At 66.8% G+C, this 16972-nt stretch carries 16 protein-coding genes; 10 read left to right on the plus strand and 6 right to left on the minus strand.

Translation table 11 applies throughout. The features are described from left to right. Window positions 1–27: 27 nt before the first annotated feature. The 5 genes from AC1Q7Q_RS10620 to AC1Q7Q_RS10640 all read left to right on the plus strand — a co-directional run bounded on the left by AC1Q7Q_RS10620 (window position 28) and on the right by AC1Q7Q_RS10640 (window position 5907). Entirely contained in the window at window positions 28–810 is a 783-nt protein-coding gene (locus AC1Q7Q_RS10620; RefSeq protein ID WP_492375155.1) for a 2-keto-4-pentenoate hydratase, read from the plus strand. 136 nt (window positions 811–946) lie between these two features. Then, the gene (locus tag AC1Q7Q_RS10625; protein WP_492375154.1) at window positions 947–2827 is read left to right on the plus strand and encodes a feruloyl-CoA synthase; all 1881 of its coding nucleotides are present in this window, start codon (window positions 947–949) and stop codon (window positions 2825–2827) included. Between the two features lie 11 nt (window positions 2828–2838). Beyond that, window positions 2839–3795, plus strand: a complete 957-nt coding sequence (locus AC1Q7Q_RS10630; protein ID WP_492375153.1) for an acetaldehyde dehydrogenase (acetylating) — start codon at window positions 2839–2841, stop codon at window positions 3793–3795. Between the two features lie 35 nt (window positions 3796–3830). Next, on the plus strand, window positions 3831–4868 hold the full coding sequence (gene dmpG / locus AC1Q7Q_RS10635; protein WP_492375152.1) for a 4-hydroxy-2-oxovalerate aldolase: 1038 nt from the start codon (window positions 3831–3833) through the stop codon (window positions 4866–4868). Continuing rightward, window positions 4852–5907 (plus strand): FAD-binding oxidoreductase, encoded by a 1056-nt coding sequence (locus tag AC1Q7Q_RS10640; protein ID WP_492375151.1) that lies wholly within the window; start codon window positions 4852–4854, stop codon window positions 5905–5907. The genes dmpG and AC1Q7Q_RS10640 overlap by 17 nt, the downstream gene beginning before the upstream one ends. A gap of 167 nt (window positions 5908–6074) precedes the next feature. Here AC1Q7Q_RS10640 and AC1Q7Q_RS10645 read toward each other — a convergent pair whose 3' ends face one another. Both AC1Q7Q_RS10645 and AC1Q7Q_RS10650 read right to left on the minus strand, forming a co-directional pair. Continuing rightward, window positions 6075–7382, minus strand: coding sequence for an NAD(P)/FAD-dependent oxidoreductase (locus AC1Q7Q_RS10645; protein ID WP_492375150.1), 1308 nt, complete (start codon window positions 7380–7382; stop codon window positions 6075–6077). Continuing rightward, the gene (locus AC1Q7Q_RS10650; protein ID WP_492375149.1) at window positions 7379–8011 is read right to left on the minus strand and encodes an HAD family hydrolase; all 633 of its coding nucleotides are present in this window, start codon (window positions 8009–8011) and stop codon (window positions 7379–7381) included. Before AC1Q7Q_RS10650 ends, AC1Q7Q_RS10645 begins: the two co-directional genes overlap by 4 nt. A 125-nt stretch (window positions 8012–8136) precedes the next feature. Here AC1Q7Q_RS10650 and AC1Q7Q_RS10655 point away from each other — a divergent pair, with 125 nt between their 5' ends. From AC1Q7Q_RS10655 to AC1Q7Q_RS10670, 4 genes are all read left to right on the plus strand, one after another. Beyond that, on the plus strand, window positions 8137–9135 hold the full coding sequence (locus AC1Q7Q_RS10655) for a LysR family transcriptional regulator (protein WP_492375148.1): 999 nt from the start codon (window positions 8137–8139) through the stop codon (window positions 9133–9135). Window positions 9136–9143: 8 nt separating this feature from the next. After that, entirely contained in the window at window positions 9144–9500 is a 357-nt protein-coding gene (locus AC1Q7Q_RS10660; RefSeq protein ID WP_492375147.1) for a hypothetical protein, read from the plus strand. An 82-nt stretch (window positions 9501–9582) separates the two neighbouring features. Then, complete coding sequence (locus tag AC1Q7Q_RS10665) at window positions 9583–9960, plus strand: hypothetical protein (RefSeq protein WP_492375146.1); 378 nt, start codon at window positions 9583–9585, stop codon at window positions 9958–9960. A 72-nt stretch (window positions 9961–10032) separates the two neighbouring features. Continuing rightward, entirely contained in the window at window positions 10033–11064 is a 1032-nt protein-coding gene (locus AC1Q7Q_RS10670; protein ID WP_492375145.1) for a sensor domain-containing diguanylate cyclase, read from the plus strand. Between the two features lie 28 nt (window positions 11065–11092). Here the strand turns inward: AC1Q7Q_RS10670 and AC1Q7Q_RS10675 are convergent, their stop codons facing one another. The 4 genes from AC1Q7Q_RS10675 to AC1Q7Q_RS10690 form a co-directional block, all read right to left on the minus strand. Continuing rightward, window positions 11093–12004: an HpcH/HpaI aldolase/citrate lyase family protein gene (locus tag AC1Q7Q_RS10675; protein WP_492375144.1), complete on the minus strand. Its 912-nt coding sequence runs from the start codon at window positions 12002–12004 to the stop codon at window positions 11093–11095. Further along, the gene (locus AC1Q7Q_RS10680) at window positions 12001–12657 is read right to left on the minus strand and encodes an RraA family protein (protein WP_492375143.1); all 657 of its coding nucleotides are present in this window, start codon (window positions 12655–12657) and stop codon (window positions 12001–12003) included. The genes AC1Q7Q_RS10675 and AC1Q7Q_RS10680 overlap by 4 nt, the downstream gene beginning before the upstream one ends. A gap of 9 nt (window positions 12658–12666) precedes the next feature. Beyond that, entirely contained in the window at window positions 12667–14019 is a 1353-nt protein-coding gene (locus AC1Q7Q_RS10685; protein WP_492387158.1) for an MFS transporter, read from the minus strand. A 376-nt stretch (window positions 14020–14395) separates the two neighbouring features. Beyond that, window positions 14396–15145, minus strand: a complete 750-nt coding sequence (locus AC1Q7Q_RS10690) for a FadR/GntR family transcriptional regulator (protein ID WP_492372277.1) — start codon at window positions 15143–15145, stop codon at window positions 14396–14398. A gap of 488 nt (window positions 15146–15633) precedes the next feature. On the opposite strand from AC1Q7Q_RS10690, the gene gabT reads away from it, so the two are divergent. Further along, entirely contained in the window at window positions 15634–16896 is a 1263-nt protein-coding gene (gabT, locus tag AC1Q7Q_RS10695; RefSeq protein ID WP_174425308.1) for a 4-aminobutyrate--2-oxoglutarate transaminase, read from the plus strand. The last annotated feature ends 76 nt before the right edge of the window (window positions 16897–16972 follow it).

A 16972-nucleotide genomic window follows, 5' to 3' on the forward strand; every position in this document is an offset into this window, starting at 1 on the left:
ACAACAAGCATCACGAGGTAGACGACGATGAAAGATACCCCCATCCAGCAGGCGGCCGAGGCTCTGTACCAGGCCCGCCGCGAGCGCAGCCCCATCGCCAGGGTCTCGGAGACCTTCGGCATCGACGGACTCGAGGCGGCCTATGCCGTTGCCGCCGCCAACACGGGACGCGCGCTGCGCGAAGGCCGCGTCATCAGCGGCAAGAAGATCGGCCTGACATCGAAGGCCGTGCAGGCGCAACTCGGCGTCGACCAGCCGGATTTCGGCGTGTTGTTCGCGGACATGGAGTTCCTGTCCGGCGCGGCCATTCCCTCGGGCTCACTGATCCAGCCGAAGGCGGAAGGGGAGGTCGCCTTCGTCATTGGCCGCGATCTTGATGACGAGGCAATGACCTGGGGGCGTTTCCTCCGTGCCATCGAATTCGCATTGCCCGCCATCGAGATCGTCGACAGCGCCATCCAGGACTGGAAGATCACGCTGGTCGATACGGTGGCGGACAACGCGTCCTGCGGTCTCTACGTGCTCGGCACCGATCCGAAGCGCTTGACCGACCTGGCGCTGGCCGATTGCGCGATGCGTTTCACGCGCAATGCCGAACCGGCGTCGGAGGGCAACGGCGCCGCCTGCCTGGGCCACCCGCTGCATGCCGCCTGGTGGCTGGCACGCACCATGACCGTGATGGGCGAGCCGCTGCGGGCTGGCGACGTCGTGCTCTCTGGCGCGCTTGGGCCCATGTTCAAGATCGGCAGTGGCGACGCGCTGCATCTGGAGATCGAAGGGCTGGGGCAGGTGCGCTGCCAGGTGGATTGACGCTAACGCCCGTCGCAAGAACGGGCGATTCGGAGACAACAATGGGAATCAAATACGCTGCCGCAATTGCGGCGGGGATCATGGTGTCCGCGTGGGCCGCTACGGGCTGCATTCTCGCCAAGCTGGAGGAGGGCGCATGGACGCAAACCAATTGACTCGCGCGTCCGCCGTCGGCCGCCGCGCCGCCGGACCAGATGCTGGCCTGCGGCTGGCAGAGCCCAGCATCCTGCGCACCGACCTGCCCGATGGCAGCTTTGTCTTACGCTCCTCGGTACCGCTGGCAGATTTCGATCGCTGCATCGGCGAATGGCTCGCACGATGGGCGGCCAAGGCGCCTGCGCGCGTCTTCCTGGCGGAGCGCCGAGGTTCGGGCTGGCATACCGTCAGCTACGGCGAGGCCCATGCCACGGTCCGCAATATCGGCCAGGCGTTGCTGGATCTCGATATTGCGCCGGAAGATCCCGTGGTCGCGCTGTCGGACAACAGCGTGAACCTGGCACTGCTGTCGCTGGCGGCCATGCACGTGGGACTGCGCATCGCGGTGGTGTCGTCAGCCTATACCAGGATGAGCAGCGATCACGCCAAGCTGCACGCCATCCTCGCCAGCTTGCATCCCGGCCTCGTCTATGCGGAGGACGCCGCCTTGTACGCAGCGGCGATACGGCGCGCCGGGCTCTCGTGCCCCGTGGTCTATGCGCAGGGCGCGGCCGGCGGCGAGTTGCCGTTCTCCGCGCTTTGCGCGGCCAGTGCCGGGCCCGGCGTGGATGAGGCGCTGCGCAGCATCACGGGCGCCACCATAGCCCGCATCCTGCTGACTTCCGGCTCCACCGGGGCCCCCAAGCTGGTGCCGAATACGCACGAGATGCTGTGCGCCAACCAGCAGATGATCGCGCAGTGCTGGCCGTTCGTCGACGAAACGCATCCCGTGGTGCTGGACTGGCTGCCGTGGAGCCATACCTTCGGCGCCAACCACAACTTCAACCTGGTGCTGCGCAATGGCGGCGCCCTGTACATCGACGACGGCCGTCCCGCGCCGGGCCTGATCGAGCGGACCATCGAGGGCATCCGCCAGGTTCGCCCGACACTGTTCTTCAATGTGCCCAAGGGCTATGACGCGTTGCTGCCCTACCTGGAGGCGGATGAAGCGCTGGCCACGGCGCTGTTCGAGCGGCTGGACATGCTGTTCTTCGCGGCCGCGGCCCTGCCGCAGAAGACCGCGGAGCGCCTGCGCGCGGTGGCGCGCGGCGCCCGGCATCGATCGTTGTTCTTCACGACGGAGTGGGGTTCGACGGAGACTTCGCCAGTGGTGACCAGCGCGCATTTCTCGTCCTCGGACCCGCGCAATATCGGCGTGCCTGTTCCCGGCGTCGAGCTGAAGTTCGTGCCGTGCCAGGGCAAGCACGAACTGCGGGTGCGCGGGCCGTCTATCTTCGCTGGCTATCTCGGCGACGAGGAGAAGACGCGCGCCGCGTTCGACGAGCAAGGCTTCTACTGCATGGGCGATGCGGGCCGGCTCGCCGATCCGGCCGACCCGAACAGCGGCGTCATCTTCGATGGCCGGGTGTCCGAAGACTTCAAGCTGACGACGGGCACCTGGGTATCGGTCGGCTCGCTGCGCGTGCGCGCGGTCTCGGCGATGTCGCCCTATGCGCTGGATATCGTCGTCACCGGGCACGATCGCGATGAAGTCGGCTTGCTGGTGTTTCCCAGCGCGAAGCTGCGTGCGCTTGCCAACGACCAGGACGGCACGCTTTGCGGTAAGTCGCTGGGGCTGGTGCCGGCCGTGCGGCGAGCGCTTGGCGCGGTGCTGGCCGACCTTGGCAGGGGTGCCGGGTCTTCCCAGCGGCCGGCGCGCGCGGTGCTGCTATCCGCCGCGCCGGCGATCGAGCAGGGCGAAATCACCGACAAGGGCTACATCAACCAGCGCGCGGTACTGACGCTGCGCGCCAGCGATGTGGACCGCCTGTATTCGGACTGCCAGTCCGTGATCTATCCAAACAACATCTCCCAGGGCTAACGGAAGCAATCATGACCCAGACACTGAAGGCCGCGATCGTCGGCTCCGGCAATATCGGCACGGACCTGATGATCAAGATACTGCGCCATGGCCAACACCTCGAAATGGGCGTCATGGTCGGCATCGACCCCGCCTCGGACGGTCTTGCGCGCGCCGCCCGGCTTGGGGTTGCCACGTGCGCGACGGGCGTGGCTGGCCTGGTCGACATGCCGGCGTTCGCCGATATCGACATTGTGTTCGATGCCACCTCGGCCGGCGCCCATATCGAGAACGACAAGCTGTTGCGCACACGCAAGCCGGGCATTCGCGTGGTCGACCTGACGCCGGCCGCCATCGGCCCGTATTGCGTCCCCGTGGTCAACCTCGATGCCAACCTCGATGGCCGCAACGTCAACATGGTCACCTGCGGCGGGCAGGCGACCATTCCCATCGTCGCGGCCGTTGCCTCGGTGGCACAGGTTCACTACGCGGAGATCGTGGCTTCGATCTCCAGCAAGTCGGCCGGACCAGGCACGCGCGCCAATATCGACGAGTTCACGGAAACCACCTCCCGTGCGCTGGAAGTGGTAGGTGGCGCCCGCAAGGGCAAGGCCATCATCGTGCTCAATCCGGCGGAGCCGCCGCTGTTGATGCGCGACACGGTGTACACGCTGTCGGATATGGCAGACACCACGCGCATCGAGGCAGCGGTGGCGGCCATGGTGGCTCGCGTCAACGCCTACGTGCCCGGCTACCGGCTCAAGCAACGGGTGCAGTTCGAGCGATTCGACGAAAGCCAGCCGCTGAACATCCCGGGCGTCGGGCGCATGAGCGGGCTGAAGACCTCGGTCTTCCTCGAAGTGGAGGGCGCCGCTCACTATCTGCCAGCCTATGCCGGCAACCTGGACATCATGACTTCGGCAGCGCTGGCCACCGCCGAGCAGCTCGCGCGTCGCGAGCTTGCCGCGCGCGAGGCCGCGGTAGCGTGAAGAACCCAAGCCCAGGACAAAGCCCAGGACAAAAGATGGAAACCAAGCTCTATATCTCCGATGTGACCCTGCGGGACGGCTCGCACGCCATCCGCCACCAGTACAGCATAGCGCAGGTCAAGGCCATTGCGCGCGCGCTGGACGAGGCCAACGTCGATTCAATCGAAGTCGCGCATGGCGACGGCCTGCAAGGCTCCTCATTCAACTATGGCTTCGGCGCGCACAGCGACGTAGAGTGGATCGCAGCCGCAGCCGAATCTGTCACCCGCGCCAAGATCGCCACCTTGCTGCTGCCGGGAATCGGCACCACGCATGACCTGCGCGCCGCCTATGACGCCGGGGCTCGCGTGGTCCGGGTGGCAACGCATAGCACCGAGGCGGACATTTCCCGCCAGCATATCGAGTACGCGCGCGAACTCGGCATGGATACCGTGGGATTCCTGATGATGAGCCACATGACAACGCCGCAGGCTCTCGCCCAGCAAGCCAAGCTGATGGAAAGCTACGGCGCCACCTGCGTCTATGTGGTGGACTCCGGCGGTGCACTGACCATGAACGACGTGCGCGACCGCTTCCGCGCCTTCAAGGACGTGCTGGATCCCGCCACGCACACCGGCATGCACGCGCACCACAACCTCAGCCTGGGCGTGGCCAACTCCATCGTCGCGGTCGAGGAAGGCTGCAACCGGATCGACGCCAGCCTGGCCGGGATGGGCGCCGGCGCGGGCAATGCGCCGCTGGAAGTGTTCATCGCTGCGGCCGAGCGCCAGGGCTGGTCGCATGGCTGCGACCTCTACAAGCTGATGGACGCCGCTGACGACCTGGTGCGCCCACTGCAGGACCGTCCGGTGCGGGTCGACCGCGAGACGCTCGCCCTGGGCTACGCGGGCGTGTACTCGAGCTTCCTGCGGCACGCGGAAACGGCGGCTGCCCAGCATGACCTGAAAACAGTCGACATCCTGGTTGAACTCGGCAAGCGCCGCATGGTGGGGGGGCAGGAAGACATGATCGTGGACGTCGCCCTGGATCTGAAGGCACGGCAACTGGAAGCGCAAGATGGCGCCCGACACTGAAGCGCAGCTGGCGCGGCCAGCGGACCAGTCCGAGCCGGGGGTGACACTGACCTTCGCGCCGGCGGGTGTCCAGTTGCGGTGTGCGCCCGGCGCGTCGCTGCTGGATACCGCCGTGTCGCAAGGCTTCTTCCCGAAACACAGTTGCCGCCGGGGCGAGTGCAATGCATGCGAGGCACGGGTGATCGCCGGGGAGGTCGCTTACCCTGCCGGCTTCATCCCGGAAGGGGTGCGGCCGGGGCACTGCCTGACCTGCGTGGCGCGGCCGGTGACCGATGTCATCATCGAAGCGCCGGAAGTCTGCGCCATTCCCGGCCGCCGGGTGGTGCAAGCGCCCGCGCGGGTGGCGCAGGTGCGCCGGGTGAGCCCGGATGTGGCCATCGTGTCGTTGCACGTGCAGGGAGGGACGGATTTCTCGTTTTCCCCCGGCCAGTATATGGACGTGATCCTGCGCGACGGCACGCGGCGCAGCTATTCCATGGCAAACTCACCGGATGCGCAGGGCACGATCGAATGGCATGTCCGTGCAATGCCCGGCGGGCGGTTCTCGCCGCATGTGTATGAGAAGCTGAAGCAGAGGGACGTGCTGCGGCTGGAAGGGCCGTTCGGGGCGTTCATCCTGCAGGATTCCGATGCCCCGGTCATCCTGCTGGCATCCGGCACGGGCTACGCGCCAATTGCCTCGTTCATGCGTAGCCACCACGAGGCGCTCGCAAGACGAGGTGCCACGCTTTATTGGGGTGGCCGGCGCAAGGAGGACCTCTACGCGTGGGACGACGCGGTGCACTGGGCTGCTTCCAGCGAGCGCTTGCATTTCGTTCCCGTGCTGTCCGAGCCGGATGGCCCATGGACAGGGCGCACGGGCTTTGTGCACGAGGCGGTCGCTTGCGACTTCCCGGATCTCTCGGCGTTTGAGGTGTACGCCTGTGGCAATCCGCTGATGGTGGATGCAGCCAGCCACGTGCTGACGCGCGACAACGGGCTGCTTGCGGGCCGGTTCCATAGCGACGCGTTCATCACGGCAATCAAGCCGGCAAGATAGACGCCACGTCTTTCGTCGGGAAAGCGCGGTCGGGCCTGGATCAAGACATATCAAGGCATATCAAGACATAGCTAGCCGCAGCGCAGGAGGATCGTGAAAATCTCCGCGCAAACGGCATCTGGAGGAGACACAATGGCGCGCCAGGCCGCCCCCGCCTGGCGCCATCCTCAGTGCAGCCGCGTGCCCGCCGCCAGCAAACGCTCCAGCCCCTGGGCCAGCGTCATGCCCAGCGCGCGTCCCCAGCCGTGGATGGCGAGCACGTGCCGGCGGTAGACGGCATGGTGGAGCAGGGCGGCAAACCTGCCTTCGATATGCCAGCCGCTCTCCTTGCCCGGCGCGGCCAGGCTGGCGATGGCGTTGCTTCCCGCCAGGCAGACCAGCGAGCCATAGTCGCGATACCGGAACCCCTCGGTGTGCTTGCCCGCCAATCGCCGTGGCAACGCTTGCGCAAGATACAGCGCTTGCTGATAGGCAACCTGCGCGCGCGTCGGGAGCTCCGCATCGAGGTCCTGGGGCCGGCAGCTGGCGCAGTCGCCGATCGCGTAGATATGTTCGTCCTCGACGCTCTGCAGCGTGGGCAGCACGCGGATCTGCCCTTTGGCATTGACCGGCAGCCCGAAGCTGGCCAGCATGCCCGGCGCGGCTATGCCGGCCGCCCACACCACGACATCCGCCTGCATGGGTGCCTGGCCGGCCATGGTCAGGCCGCTCTCGCTGACGGACGTCACGCGGGCGCCGCACTGGACGCGGATGTTCAGCCGCGCGAGCTGTTCGCCGGTGCGATCCGCGATCCGGGCGCCGAGGCCGGGGAGCACCCCGGGGGAGGCTTCTATCAGGCAGATGTCCACGTCCTTCACCGGGTCGAGCCGGTGGATGCCGTAACGGTTCAGCACGCTGGACGTGCGGCGCAACTGGGCCGCGAGCTGCACGCCGGTGGCGCCCGCGCCGACGATGGCGACGCGGACTGTGCCGGTGGGCGCTTGCGGCTGTGCCGCGGCCTGCGCGGTCTTGCGGCGCAAGGCGGTGAACACGCGGTCACGCACCTGCTCCGCGCTGCTCACGCTGTCCAGCGTCAGGGCGTGCTCACGCGCGCCGGGCACGCCGAAGTACTGCGTGACACCGCCAACGGCAAGCACCAGCTTGTCGTAGCCGATGGACTGGATCTCTGCGCCCTCGCCATGGCCGGTGCCGGCGATAGCCACGGAGATGGTGCGGTTGATGCGATCCACCGCCTGCAGGTCGCCCTGCACGTAGCGGAAGCGATGGCGCTCGGCCTGCAGCGCGAAGGACGTATGGTGAACCACGGGCTCGAGCCTGCCCGCGGCCACTTCATGCAGCAGCGGCTTCCACAGGTGCGTGGGGCTGCGGTCGACCAGCACGATTTCGGCGAGCCCTGGCTTGCCTAGCCGCCTGGCGAGGCGGGTGGCGACCTGCAGCCCGGCGGCGCCGCCGCCGACGATCACGATGGTGGTCATGGGAAACTCCGTGATTGGGGTCTTGTTGCGGCAAGCGGCTCCAGCCGCCGCTTGCCGTCCACGCTGCACTCCAGCGCGTGGAAGTCCGGCCAGAGCGCATCCGGCGATCCTGAAAGCACAACGGATCGCCCTGCCTGGCGCGGCGCATCGTCATACGCCGGCTGAACACTGGCTGTGTGCATGCCGACGGCTTGCGCGGCGCGCAGGCTGCTCGGCGTGGCGCCAACCAGCAAGGCGCGGTGCGCGGGCACGTCGGCGGTGCGCAGGATCAGCCGGTAAAGCTCGATCTCGGTTTCCCGGGGCAGCAGCGCGTCCGCCGTGGCGACGACGGTAAAGCGGCCCATCCAGTCTGGCCCGATGGCGCCATCGAGCAGCACGCGCAGCCCACGCGATGCGACCGGCGCGGCAAGCGCCAGCCGCGCGCCGCCCAGCTCCGCGCTGCGCATGAGCTGCATGGCCTGGGCACGGATTTCGATCGACTGGCCGGCACGCGCGCCGGTGCAAGCATCCTCATGCCAGCGCAGCAGGGCGTCGCGTTCTCGCGGTGCTGCGCCGAAGCCGGACTTGCGCAGGTCGTCCGCGCGGATGAGTACATCGTCCAGGGTAAGCACCAGCAATTCCAGCGACATTTTTCGTCTCCCTATGCACTACGTTTCGATACGCGGACGCCATTGCGTTTCCGGTCAGGGCACTATAAGGTAGCCGCTTCATATTGAAAAATTGGTTTATAAAACCGACCAATAGGTTTTCTACTATGAATCGCACCACCACCTTCCGGCAGCTCAATGCCATCGATGCCATTGCCCGCCTGGGCGGTGTTTCCCGCGCGGCGGAGGAATTGCACATCACGCAGCCAACGGTGTCGCTGCAGCTCAAGCTGCTCGAGGAAGCGATCGGGGCGCCGCTGCTGCAGCGCGCGGGCCGGGGCACGCAGCTCACGCCCGCCGGTGAGGTGATGGCGGGCTACGCCGGTCAGATCCTGCGGCTGTGGCGCGAAGCCACCGAGGAGGTGGCGGCGCTCAAGGGCAACCTGGCCGGCACGCTGCGGGTCGGCGCCATCACGACGGCGGAGTACCTGCTGCCCTCGATGCTGGTGGCATTCACCGCGGACCAGCCCGACGTCAAGATCAAGCTCCATGTGGGCAACCGCGAGGAGATCGTGCGGATGCTGGCCATGCATGAGATCGACCTTGCCATCATTGGCCGGCCGCCCACGGACATCCGCACGCAGGCGACGCCGTTCGCCAAGCACCCCATGGCATTCATCGCGGCGCCGGACCACCCTTTGATGGCGCGCCGCAATCTCACGCTGCAGGACCTGGTGGCGGAGAACCTGCTGGTGCGCGAGCGCGGCTCCGGCACGCGCAATACCGTGGAGCGGCTGTTCAGGGAGGCCGGCCTGCGGCTGCCCCTGGGGTCCGAGCTGTCCAGCAACGCGGCGATCAAGCGGATGGTGTCGGCAGGGTTGGGGCTTGCATTTCTCTCCCTGCACGCCTGCACCCTGGAATTCCAGGCCGGGCTGATCGGGCTGTTGCCGCTGCAAGGCAATCCCATCGAGCGCGACTGGTACGTACTGAACCTGCCGGGCGTGCGCCTGCCGCGCGTGGCGGTTGCCTTCCGTGGCTACCTGGTGGAGCAAGGCCAGGCGGAAATCAACCGGCAGCTGGAGTCCTTTGACGTGATACTGCGCCGCCTGCACGCGCGCGCCCGGCGCCAGCGCAAGGCAACGGCTGCGCAAGGGGAGCGATCATGAGGCCCGGCATGCCGATGCGCCGTGCCATGGCGGCGCTTGCGCTCGGGCTGGCATGCACGGCGGCGCAGGCCCGCGGGCCGGAGGTGCCGTACAATCAGCCTCCCATTCAGGATCTGGCGCAGATACAGCAGGCTGCGGCGGCGTTCGTGGCTGCGCAGAACCAGCAAGCGGGCACCCGCTGGGTAGCGGGCGAGCCGAACAACAAGGTGCTGGCGCCCCGCTGCGCCAAGGCCTTGGGTGTGCAATGGGCGCCGAAAAGCCAGGGGCTGTCCAGCCAGAGCGTAGCGGTGCGCTGCCCGCGTACCGCAGGCGGCTGGACCCAGCGCTGGGAGGTCTTTGTCCCGGTGAGGCAGGCCGCACGTTGACGCGCCGGCGCGTTGGCCAGTTGGTCCGTTGGCCCGCTGGCGAATGGGAAACCCCTTGGTTTGGGCAATCACTTAACAATACATGAAGAAAAAGTCTCTTCTAATTGCTGCCGCGGCAATCGCCGTCCTGGCTTACCCCGCGTATCTCTACTGTTATTACGGCGTGGCCTATGGCGGCAAGGCGTACAGCCCCAACGGGGCCTTCTACTATCAGAAATACAAGCTGGCCAGCTGGCGTAGCTGGGTGCCGATCATGGCCTTTCCGGGACAAGGCTCGGACAAGCTCTACTATGTGAACGGCTATGTGCGGGTGTACACCGCCGACGGGAAGCAGATCGGCCAGGCATCGGCGTCCGGCGTGCCGTTGGCGGAGGTGTTCTGGGCAGGCGATGCGCTGGTGGTGATGGACGGCAGCTCCGATCAGGATGGCCCCATCATGCTGCCGGGGCGCTCGGACTGACCGGCGCAAGGCATTCAAGTTTGCGGATGGCTCGCCGTTAGGAGGGGCACCCGTTGAATTCGAATGTAGACCTTGCGCCCCGCCACTGAATACGACCGCCCCGCCAGCAGGCTGCTGCCGGCCGAGATTGACGCCGGCGGGCAGCATCCCGAGCCGTCCGTCACCGACTGGCTGCTGCACGATGACCAGGTGATCCGCGAGTGCTTTCGCCATGCCGCCGCGATCCTGAAGAATGCGACGGGTGCCGCCATGACGGCGGTCACGCTGCTCGACGAGGAGCACCAGCACTATCGGGCCGCGGCGGGCATGCCGCTTTCGCCTATCTCGCGCAAGCATTCGCTTTGCGACCATGTGGCGCGGCACGGCGACCTGTTCGTGCTCGAGGACGCGCTGGCCGATCCACGCTTTGGCGAATGCATGCTGGTCAGATGCTTCCCCTTCGTGCGTTTCTACGCAGCGATCCCGATCAAGGCGCCCTGTGGCACGGTCGTCGGTGCGCTCTGCGCGATGGATTCGGCGCCGCACCGCATCACCCTGGCGCAGTGCGAGGTCTTCAGGCACCTGCGTGCCATGGTCGAGAACGATCTGAAGCTGCGCACTGCCACCGCGATCGATCCGCTCACGCAACTGTTCAACCGGCGCGCCATGCTGGAGAGCGTTCGCCGCAGATGGCATGAAACGGCCGACGGAGAAGAAATCGGCGCGGTCATGGTCGACGTCGACTGGTTCAAGCGATACAACGACGCCTACGGGCATCCGGCGGGCGACACCTGCTTGCGCGAGGTCGCATCGGTGCTGCAATCGATTGCGGATGCGCATCGCATGATCGCCGGGCGCCTGGGCGGGGAAGAGTTCGGGCTGCTTCTGTGCGGCGCGCCACGGCCAGCGCTGGAGACGGCGCTGGAAGACCTGCGCCTGAGCGTGGAGCGCTTGAAGATAGAGCACCGCGGCTCGCCGTTCGGCAGCGTGACGCTGAGCATCGGCGCATCGCTGGCGCGCAAGAAGGGCGCCGTCGAGCCCGGGTCTCGCGAGGGGTTCGCGCTTGCGGACCGCGCGCTCTATATGGCCAAGGCCGACGGCAGGAACAAGGTGGTCATCATCTAGATGGGCAACTCGCTGGCTGGCTAACTCGCTAGCAGGCCGCCGTGCCTGCGGCGGCCTGCGCCCATTGCACGAACCCGGCATGGCGCGCCAGCAGGCGGCGTGCCGTGTTGTAGTCCGGCGAATCGATGCGCGGGCCCTGCGCGAGCTTGCCGTCGCGCACCGCCTCATACCTGCCAACCCTGTCTTGCGCCTGCGCGACCTGCTGCGCCGATGGCGTCAGCGCGGCGTGTATCGCGGCGACCTGATGCGGGAACACCGTGCATTTCGCCTTCAGCCCGATCCGCCGGGCCCAGGCGAGGTCCTCAGCCAGCGCCGTAGCATCCTGGTAGTTGAACGGACAGTCGATCGGCACGCAGCCCGCGGCAATGCAGTCCACCAGGAAGCGCGAGCGCACATGATGCAGCTCGACGCCGTCCGGGCCGCGCACCGCATCGAGATCCGCGCTCAGGTCTTCCGCCGCCAGCAGGCAGGCACTGACGCGCGGGCTGGCCGACAGGATGGCTGGCGCGGCAACGATGCCCCGCGCGGATTCCAGCGTTGGCACGATTTCGGTGTGGCCTTGCGGCAAGCCAAGCTCGCGCTCAAGGCCGGTGATCAGCTGGTCGAGCGCCAGGATCTGCGCGCCCGACTCGGTGTGCGGCAGCAGGATCGCCGCGGGCGCACCCGGCAGCACGCCGCGCAGGTCATCCAGCCCGTCGCCATCCAGCTTGTTGACGCGCACGGCGCCGACAATGCCGCGGGCCCGGCATTCGCCCATCAGGGCGGCGATCCGCGCGCGCGCCGCGGGACGGTCCGCGGGGCTGGTGAATTCCTCCAGGTCGGCGACCACCACATCCGGGCCGCTCTCCAGGGCCGCGTGCTGGCGGACGGGGTCCAGGCCGGGCACGAACAGCCAGCTGCGCCGCAGTCCAGGCGGCCGTCTTGTTGCTTGGCTGCTCATGGCGTTTCTCTCGTAGCGGGCGCGTGGCCATCGCCCTGGAACAGCACGGCACTGGCCGGCTCACCCGCCTGCAGGCGGGCCAGGATCGCCGGCTCGGCTTCATCGGAAGCCAGCGCCTGGTTGATGATGCCGGCGGCGACATCCGGCGCCAGGAACAGCACGCCGTTGTCATCCGCCAGCACGATGTCTCCCGGGTTGACGGTGACGCCGCCGCAGATCACCGGCTCATTGACGGCGCTGCCGCCGTCGTCGATGCGCTTGGTGGTCAGGACGCTGGTGCCGCGCGCGAACACCGGCATCCCCATGGCGCGCAGCTCCAGGATGTCCGTCACCACGCCGTCCACGATGATGCCCCTGGCGCCGGCGCACAAGGCTGCGGTGCCGGTGACGGCGCCAACGGGGGCATGCGCATGGTCGCCGCAGGCGTCGATCACCAGCACATCGCCGGGCGCGAGGCTGGCCAGCGCCCGGTTCACGGCAATGGCGTTGGGCGTGGCCAGGCGCAGCGTGACGGCACGGCCAACGACCTTCACGTTGGGCGCGAGCGCGCGGATCTCGTGGCTGGCAAAACCGTCTTCAAGGAAGTGCCCGAGCGTGGGGAAGCTCACCCGTTCAAGCTGGCGCAGCAGTGCCGTGTCAAGTTTGGCTTGCATGGCGCTCACTCAGGACAGCGAGGTGGTGGCGTCCACCCCGGTGGCCGCCGCCGGGGCATGCCTGCTGAGCGTCTCGGCCAGCAGCAGCAGGGCGGCGGCGGAAATCAGCGCGGAGCCGATCATGTACCACGCAACGGAAGAGCCGCGGCCCGTGGCGGACAGCAGCGCGGTGGTGATGATCGGCGTGGCGGCGCTCCCCAGCAGCCCGGACAGCATGTAGCTGATCGACAGGCCCGAGTAACGCACCTTGGTGCCGAACAGCTCCGCCAGGAACGTGGCGATCGGGCCGTAGTTGGCCGCGAAGGCGCTCATCATCAGCAGGTAGCCGAGCAGGGCGAACGAGAATACCTTGGTGTCCAGCAGCCAGAACAGCGGGAAGGCTAGCAGCGCCTCGGCGATGATGCCGCCGATGATCACCGGCTTGCGGCCCACCTTGTCCGACAGCAGGCCAAACAGCGGCAGCAGCACGATGCACAGCGCGCACGAGATCAGCGCGATGGTGAGCATCTGGTTGCGGGAGAAGCCAAGCGTCTGCGTGCCGTACGTCAGCCCGAACGCCACGATCAGGTTGAAGGCCGTGCCGGTCGACATCGTCGCGATGCCGCCCAGCAGGACCTGCTTCCACGATTTCGTCAGCACTTCCGCCAGCGGGATCTTCACCTGCGCGGCGGTGGCCTTGACCTTGCTGAACGACGGCGTTTCCGACGTGTTCAGGCGGATGTACATGCCCACGCCCACCAGCAAGACGCTGGCCAGGAACGGAATGCGCCAGCCCCAGGACAACAGCGCCTCATTCGATAGCACGGCATTGCAGAGCAGGAACGCCAGGTTGGCGATCAGCGTGCCGGCGGGCACACCGATCTGCACCCACGATCCGTACAGGCCGCGCTTGTCGGCCGGGGCGTGTTCCACCGCCATCAGCACCGCGCCGCCCCACTCGCCGCCCAGGGCCAGGCCCTGTATCACGCGCAAGGTGAGCAGCAGGATGGGCGCCCAGATACCGATCGAGCGGTAGTCCGGCAGCAGGCCGATGGCAAAGGTGGCCGAGCCCATCATGATGAGCGAGATCAGCAGCATGGACTTGCGGCCGACCTTGTCGCCGAAGTGGCCGAACAGCGCGGCGCCGAGGATGCGGGCCAGATAGGCCGATGCGAAGGTGCCAAAGGCGAGCAACGTGCCGGTGAGCGGGTCAAAGGCCGGGAAGAAGACCTTGTTGAAGACCAGGGCCGAGGCCGTGGCGAAGATAAACAGGTCGTACCACTCGACCGTGGTGCCGATGACGCTGGCCGCGGCAATCTTCTTCATGTTGCGGGGCGCTCGCCCGGCTTCGGGCTGGTGGGTGGGGGCGTGGTCGGGGTTCATGAGGCTTTCCAGTAATGCGGGCAGGCTTGGGCACGCGTGAGGTAAGGGGGCCGGTGCGGGGTGATGCTTTGGATCTTTTTGTTCGGGTGGTCAGGCCAATATAGCGTAGATGACCGAGAAATTAAGCGTAATAGGTAGTTGTTCTAGGTCTGGTGGGCGGGTGGTCCGGCCTGTTGGGGCGAATTTCACCACTTCGGCTTCGTTAACGCAAGCCACGTGCCAGCAACAAAAGTGACGACATGGCACTTTTCGCTAAAGTCTGCGCGTGGAATTGGTGCGAAAGTGGGCGGCGGGAAGCGCTGGGTTGGGCCTGGCTTGCACCAGCGGTGTGCGCCCGGACCCGGATTGCCCGGGCCCGGCAAAGGGTCTGTCTGGCCTACTCGGCGATGTCCTCGGACAAGCGCGACACAATCGCCAGCAGATGGAACGACATGGCGTGGCGCGCCCGGATGGGGTCCCGCGCCACAATCGCGCTGACGATGCGGTCGTGCTCGCCAACCGCCGCGCGCCAGGCAGACGCATCCACAAAGTGCTTGTCGAGCCGCTTATACAAGGGGCTGGCCTCGCACAGATCCCATACATGCGTGACCACCGATGCCAGCGCCGCATTGCCGCAAGCATCGGCGATGGCCTGGTGGAAGGCTCGGTCATGTGCGAAGTCGCCAGCTTCCGGCGACTGATCGGGGTTCATCTTCCGGTGCGCCTCTTCGATGGCGGCGATCTGCTCGGGGGTGCCTTGCTGGGCTGCCAGCGCCGCGCATTCCGGTTCGAACAGCGTGCGCGTCTCGATCAGCTCGAACGGGCTGGCTTCCAGTGCCGCGCCCAGGCGGGCATCGATCTCGGCAGCCGGATCGGACTCGGTGCCGTTGGTGGCGGCCTGCCCGTTCTCCTTGGGTTCCAGCACGAATACGCCGCTGCCGACGCGCACCTCGATATAGCCGCCGATCTCGAGCGCGATCAACGCTTCGCGCAACGTCGAGCGCGCGACGTTGAGCTGCTCGGCCAGCTCGCGCTCCGCGGGCAGGCGCTCGCCGGGGGCGAACTCGCCTGCGCTGATTTTCTTGGCAATCTGGTCGGCGATCAGCCGGTAAAGGCGCTGCGCTGAAACCGCTTGAAGTAAGGACATGAAGGCAAGGCCGCTGCAAATTGACTGATGGTCTGATCAATACAGCAAAACCCGGTGTCTGTTCAAGGGGCAGGGTGGGTTTCTCCCGGCTTTCCGGGGCGCGAGCGGGAGTGGTCCGGCCAATATGGCCTCGGATTGGCAGCAAGCCGGGCATGCGCTCCGGGTGCTATCGGTCGTCTTTCCCGCACATCGCTGCGCGTGTACTGGGCAAAACGTGAAGCAATCGCCTTCAATTGGACTGACCACCCTGTCAAAAAATCAAAAGATTTGGCAATTTTCCTGCGAAAGCCATAGAATTGGTCCGGCCACCGGTTGAGTTACAAGCCCGGCGACACAGAAAGCGGCTTTAGCGTCATCCGGTGGGTCGCACTGGTCTGACCCGAAGCCTGACCCGAAGCGCTTTCCCCCGATTTCCCGGCCGGCCCCTCACGGCGCCGGCCGTCCAGATCCAGACAAGACAGCAGGACACCAATGCAATGGAGCATGCAATGAAGAACGCAGACCTGGTACGCCGCAAAGATGCCGCCACGCCCCGTGGCGTTGGTGTGATGTGCAACTTCTATGCCGAGCGCGCCGAGAACTCGGAACTGTGGGATGTCGAAGGCAACCGCTACATCGACTTCGCGGCTGGCATCGCCGTGCTCAATACCGGTCACCGCCATCCGCGCCTGGTGCAAGCCATGCAGGCACAGATGGAGCGCTTCACGCACACCGCCTACCAGATCGTGCCCTATGCCAGCTATATCGAGCTGGCCGAGAAGATCAACGCCCGCGCGCCGGGCGCGTTCGCCAAGAAAACCGCGTTTTTCACCACCGGCGCCGAGGCTGTGGAGAACGCCATCAAGATCGCCCGCGCCGCGACTGGCCGCCCGGGCGTGATCGCCTTCTCCGGCGGCTTCCACGGCCGCACCATGATGGGCATGGCGCTGACCGGCAAGGTCGTGCCGTACAAGGTGGGGTTTGGCCCGTTCCCGGGCGACGTGTTCCACGCACCGTACCCGTACGGGTTGCATGGCGTGAGCGTGCAGGATTCGATCAACGCGCTGCACCAGTTGTTCAAGGCGGATGTGGACCCGAAGCGGGTCGCGGCCATCATCTTCGAGCCGGTCCAGGGCGAGGGTGGTTTCAACGTGGCGCCCGCCGAGTTCGTGCGCGCGCTGCGCGGCATCTGCGACGAGCACGGCATCCTGCTGGTGGCCGATGAAGTGCAGACCGGCTTCGGCCGCACCGGCAAGCTCTTTGCCATGGAGCACTACGACGTCACGCCGGACCTGACCACCATGGCCAAGAGCCTGGCCGGCGGCATGCCTTTGTCGGCCGTTTGCGGCAGGGCCGAGATCATGGACGCGCCGGCCCCCGGCGGGCTGGGCGGCACCTACGCCGGCAACCCGTTGGCGGTGGCTTCGGCGCTGGCGGTGCTGGACGTGCTGGAGAGCGAGAAGCTGATCGAGCGCGGCGCCGCGCTCGGCCAGCGGCTGCAGGACAAGCTGGCTGGCCTGAAGTCGCGCGTGCCGGAGATCGGCGAGGTCCGCGGCGTGGGCGCCATGATTGCCGTGGAGTTCCGCAAGGCCGACGGCCGCCCCAATCCCGAATTCACGCGGCAAGTGCAAGACCGCGCCCTGGAGCGCGGCCTGCTGCTGCTCTCCTGCGGTGTCTATGGCAACGTGGTGCGCTTCCTGTTCCCGCTGACCATCCCCGACGCCGTGATGGACGAAGGGCTGGGCATCCTGGAGGCCGCGCTCCTGCAGTAACCGCCTGCGCGCAAGCTCAGGCTCGCAAACATCGTATTCAAGACTTCGAAGGATCGCCGCACCCAAGCTGAAGCGG

It is taken from the genome of Cupriavidus sp. GW823-FHT07A04 (assembly GCF_058794615.1).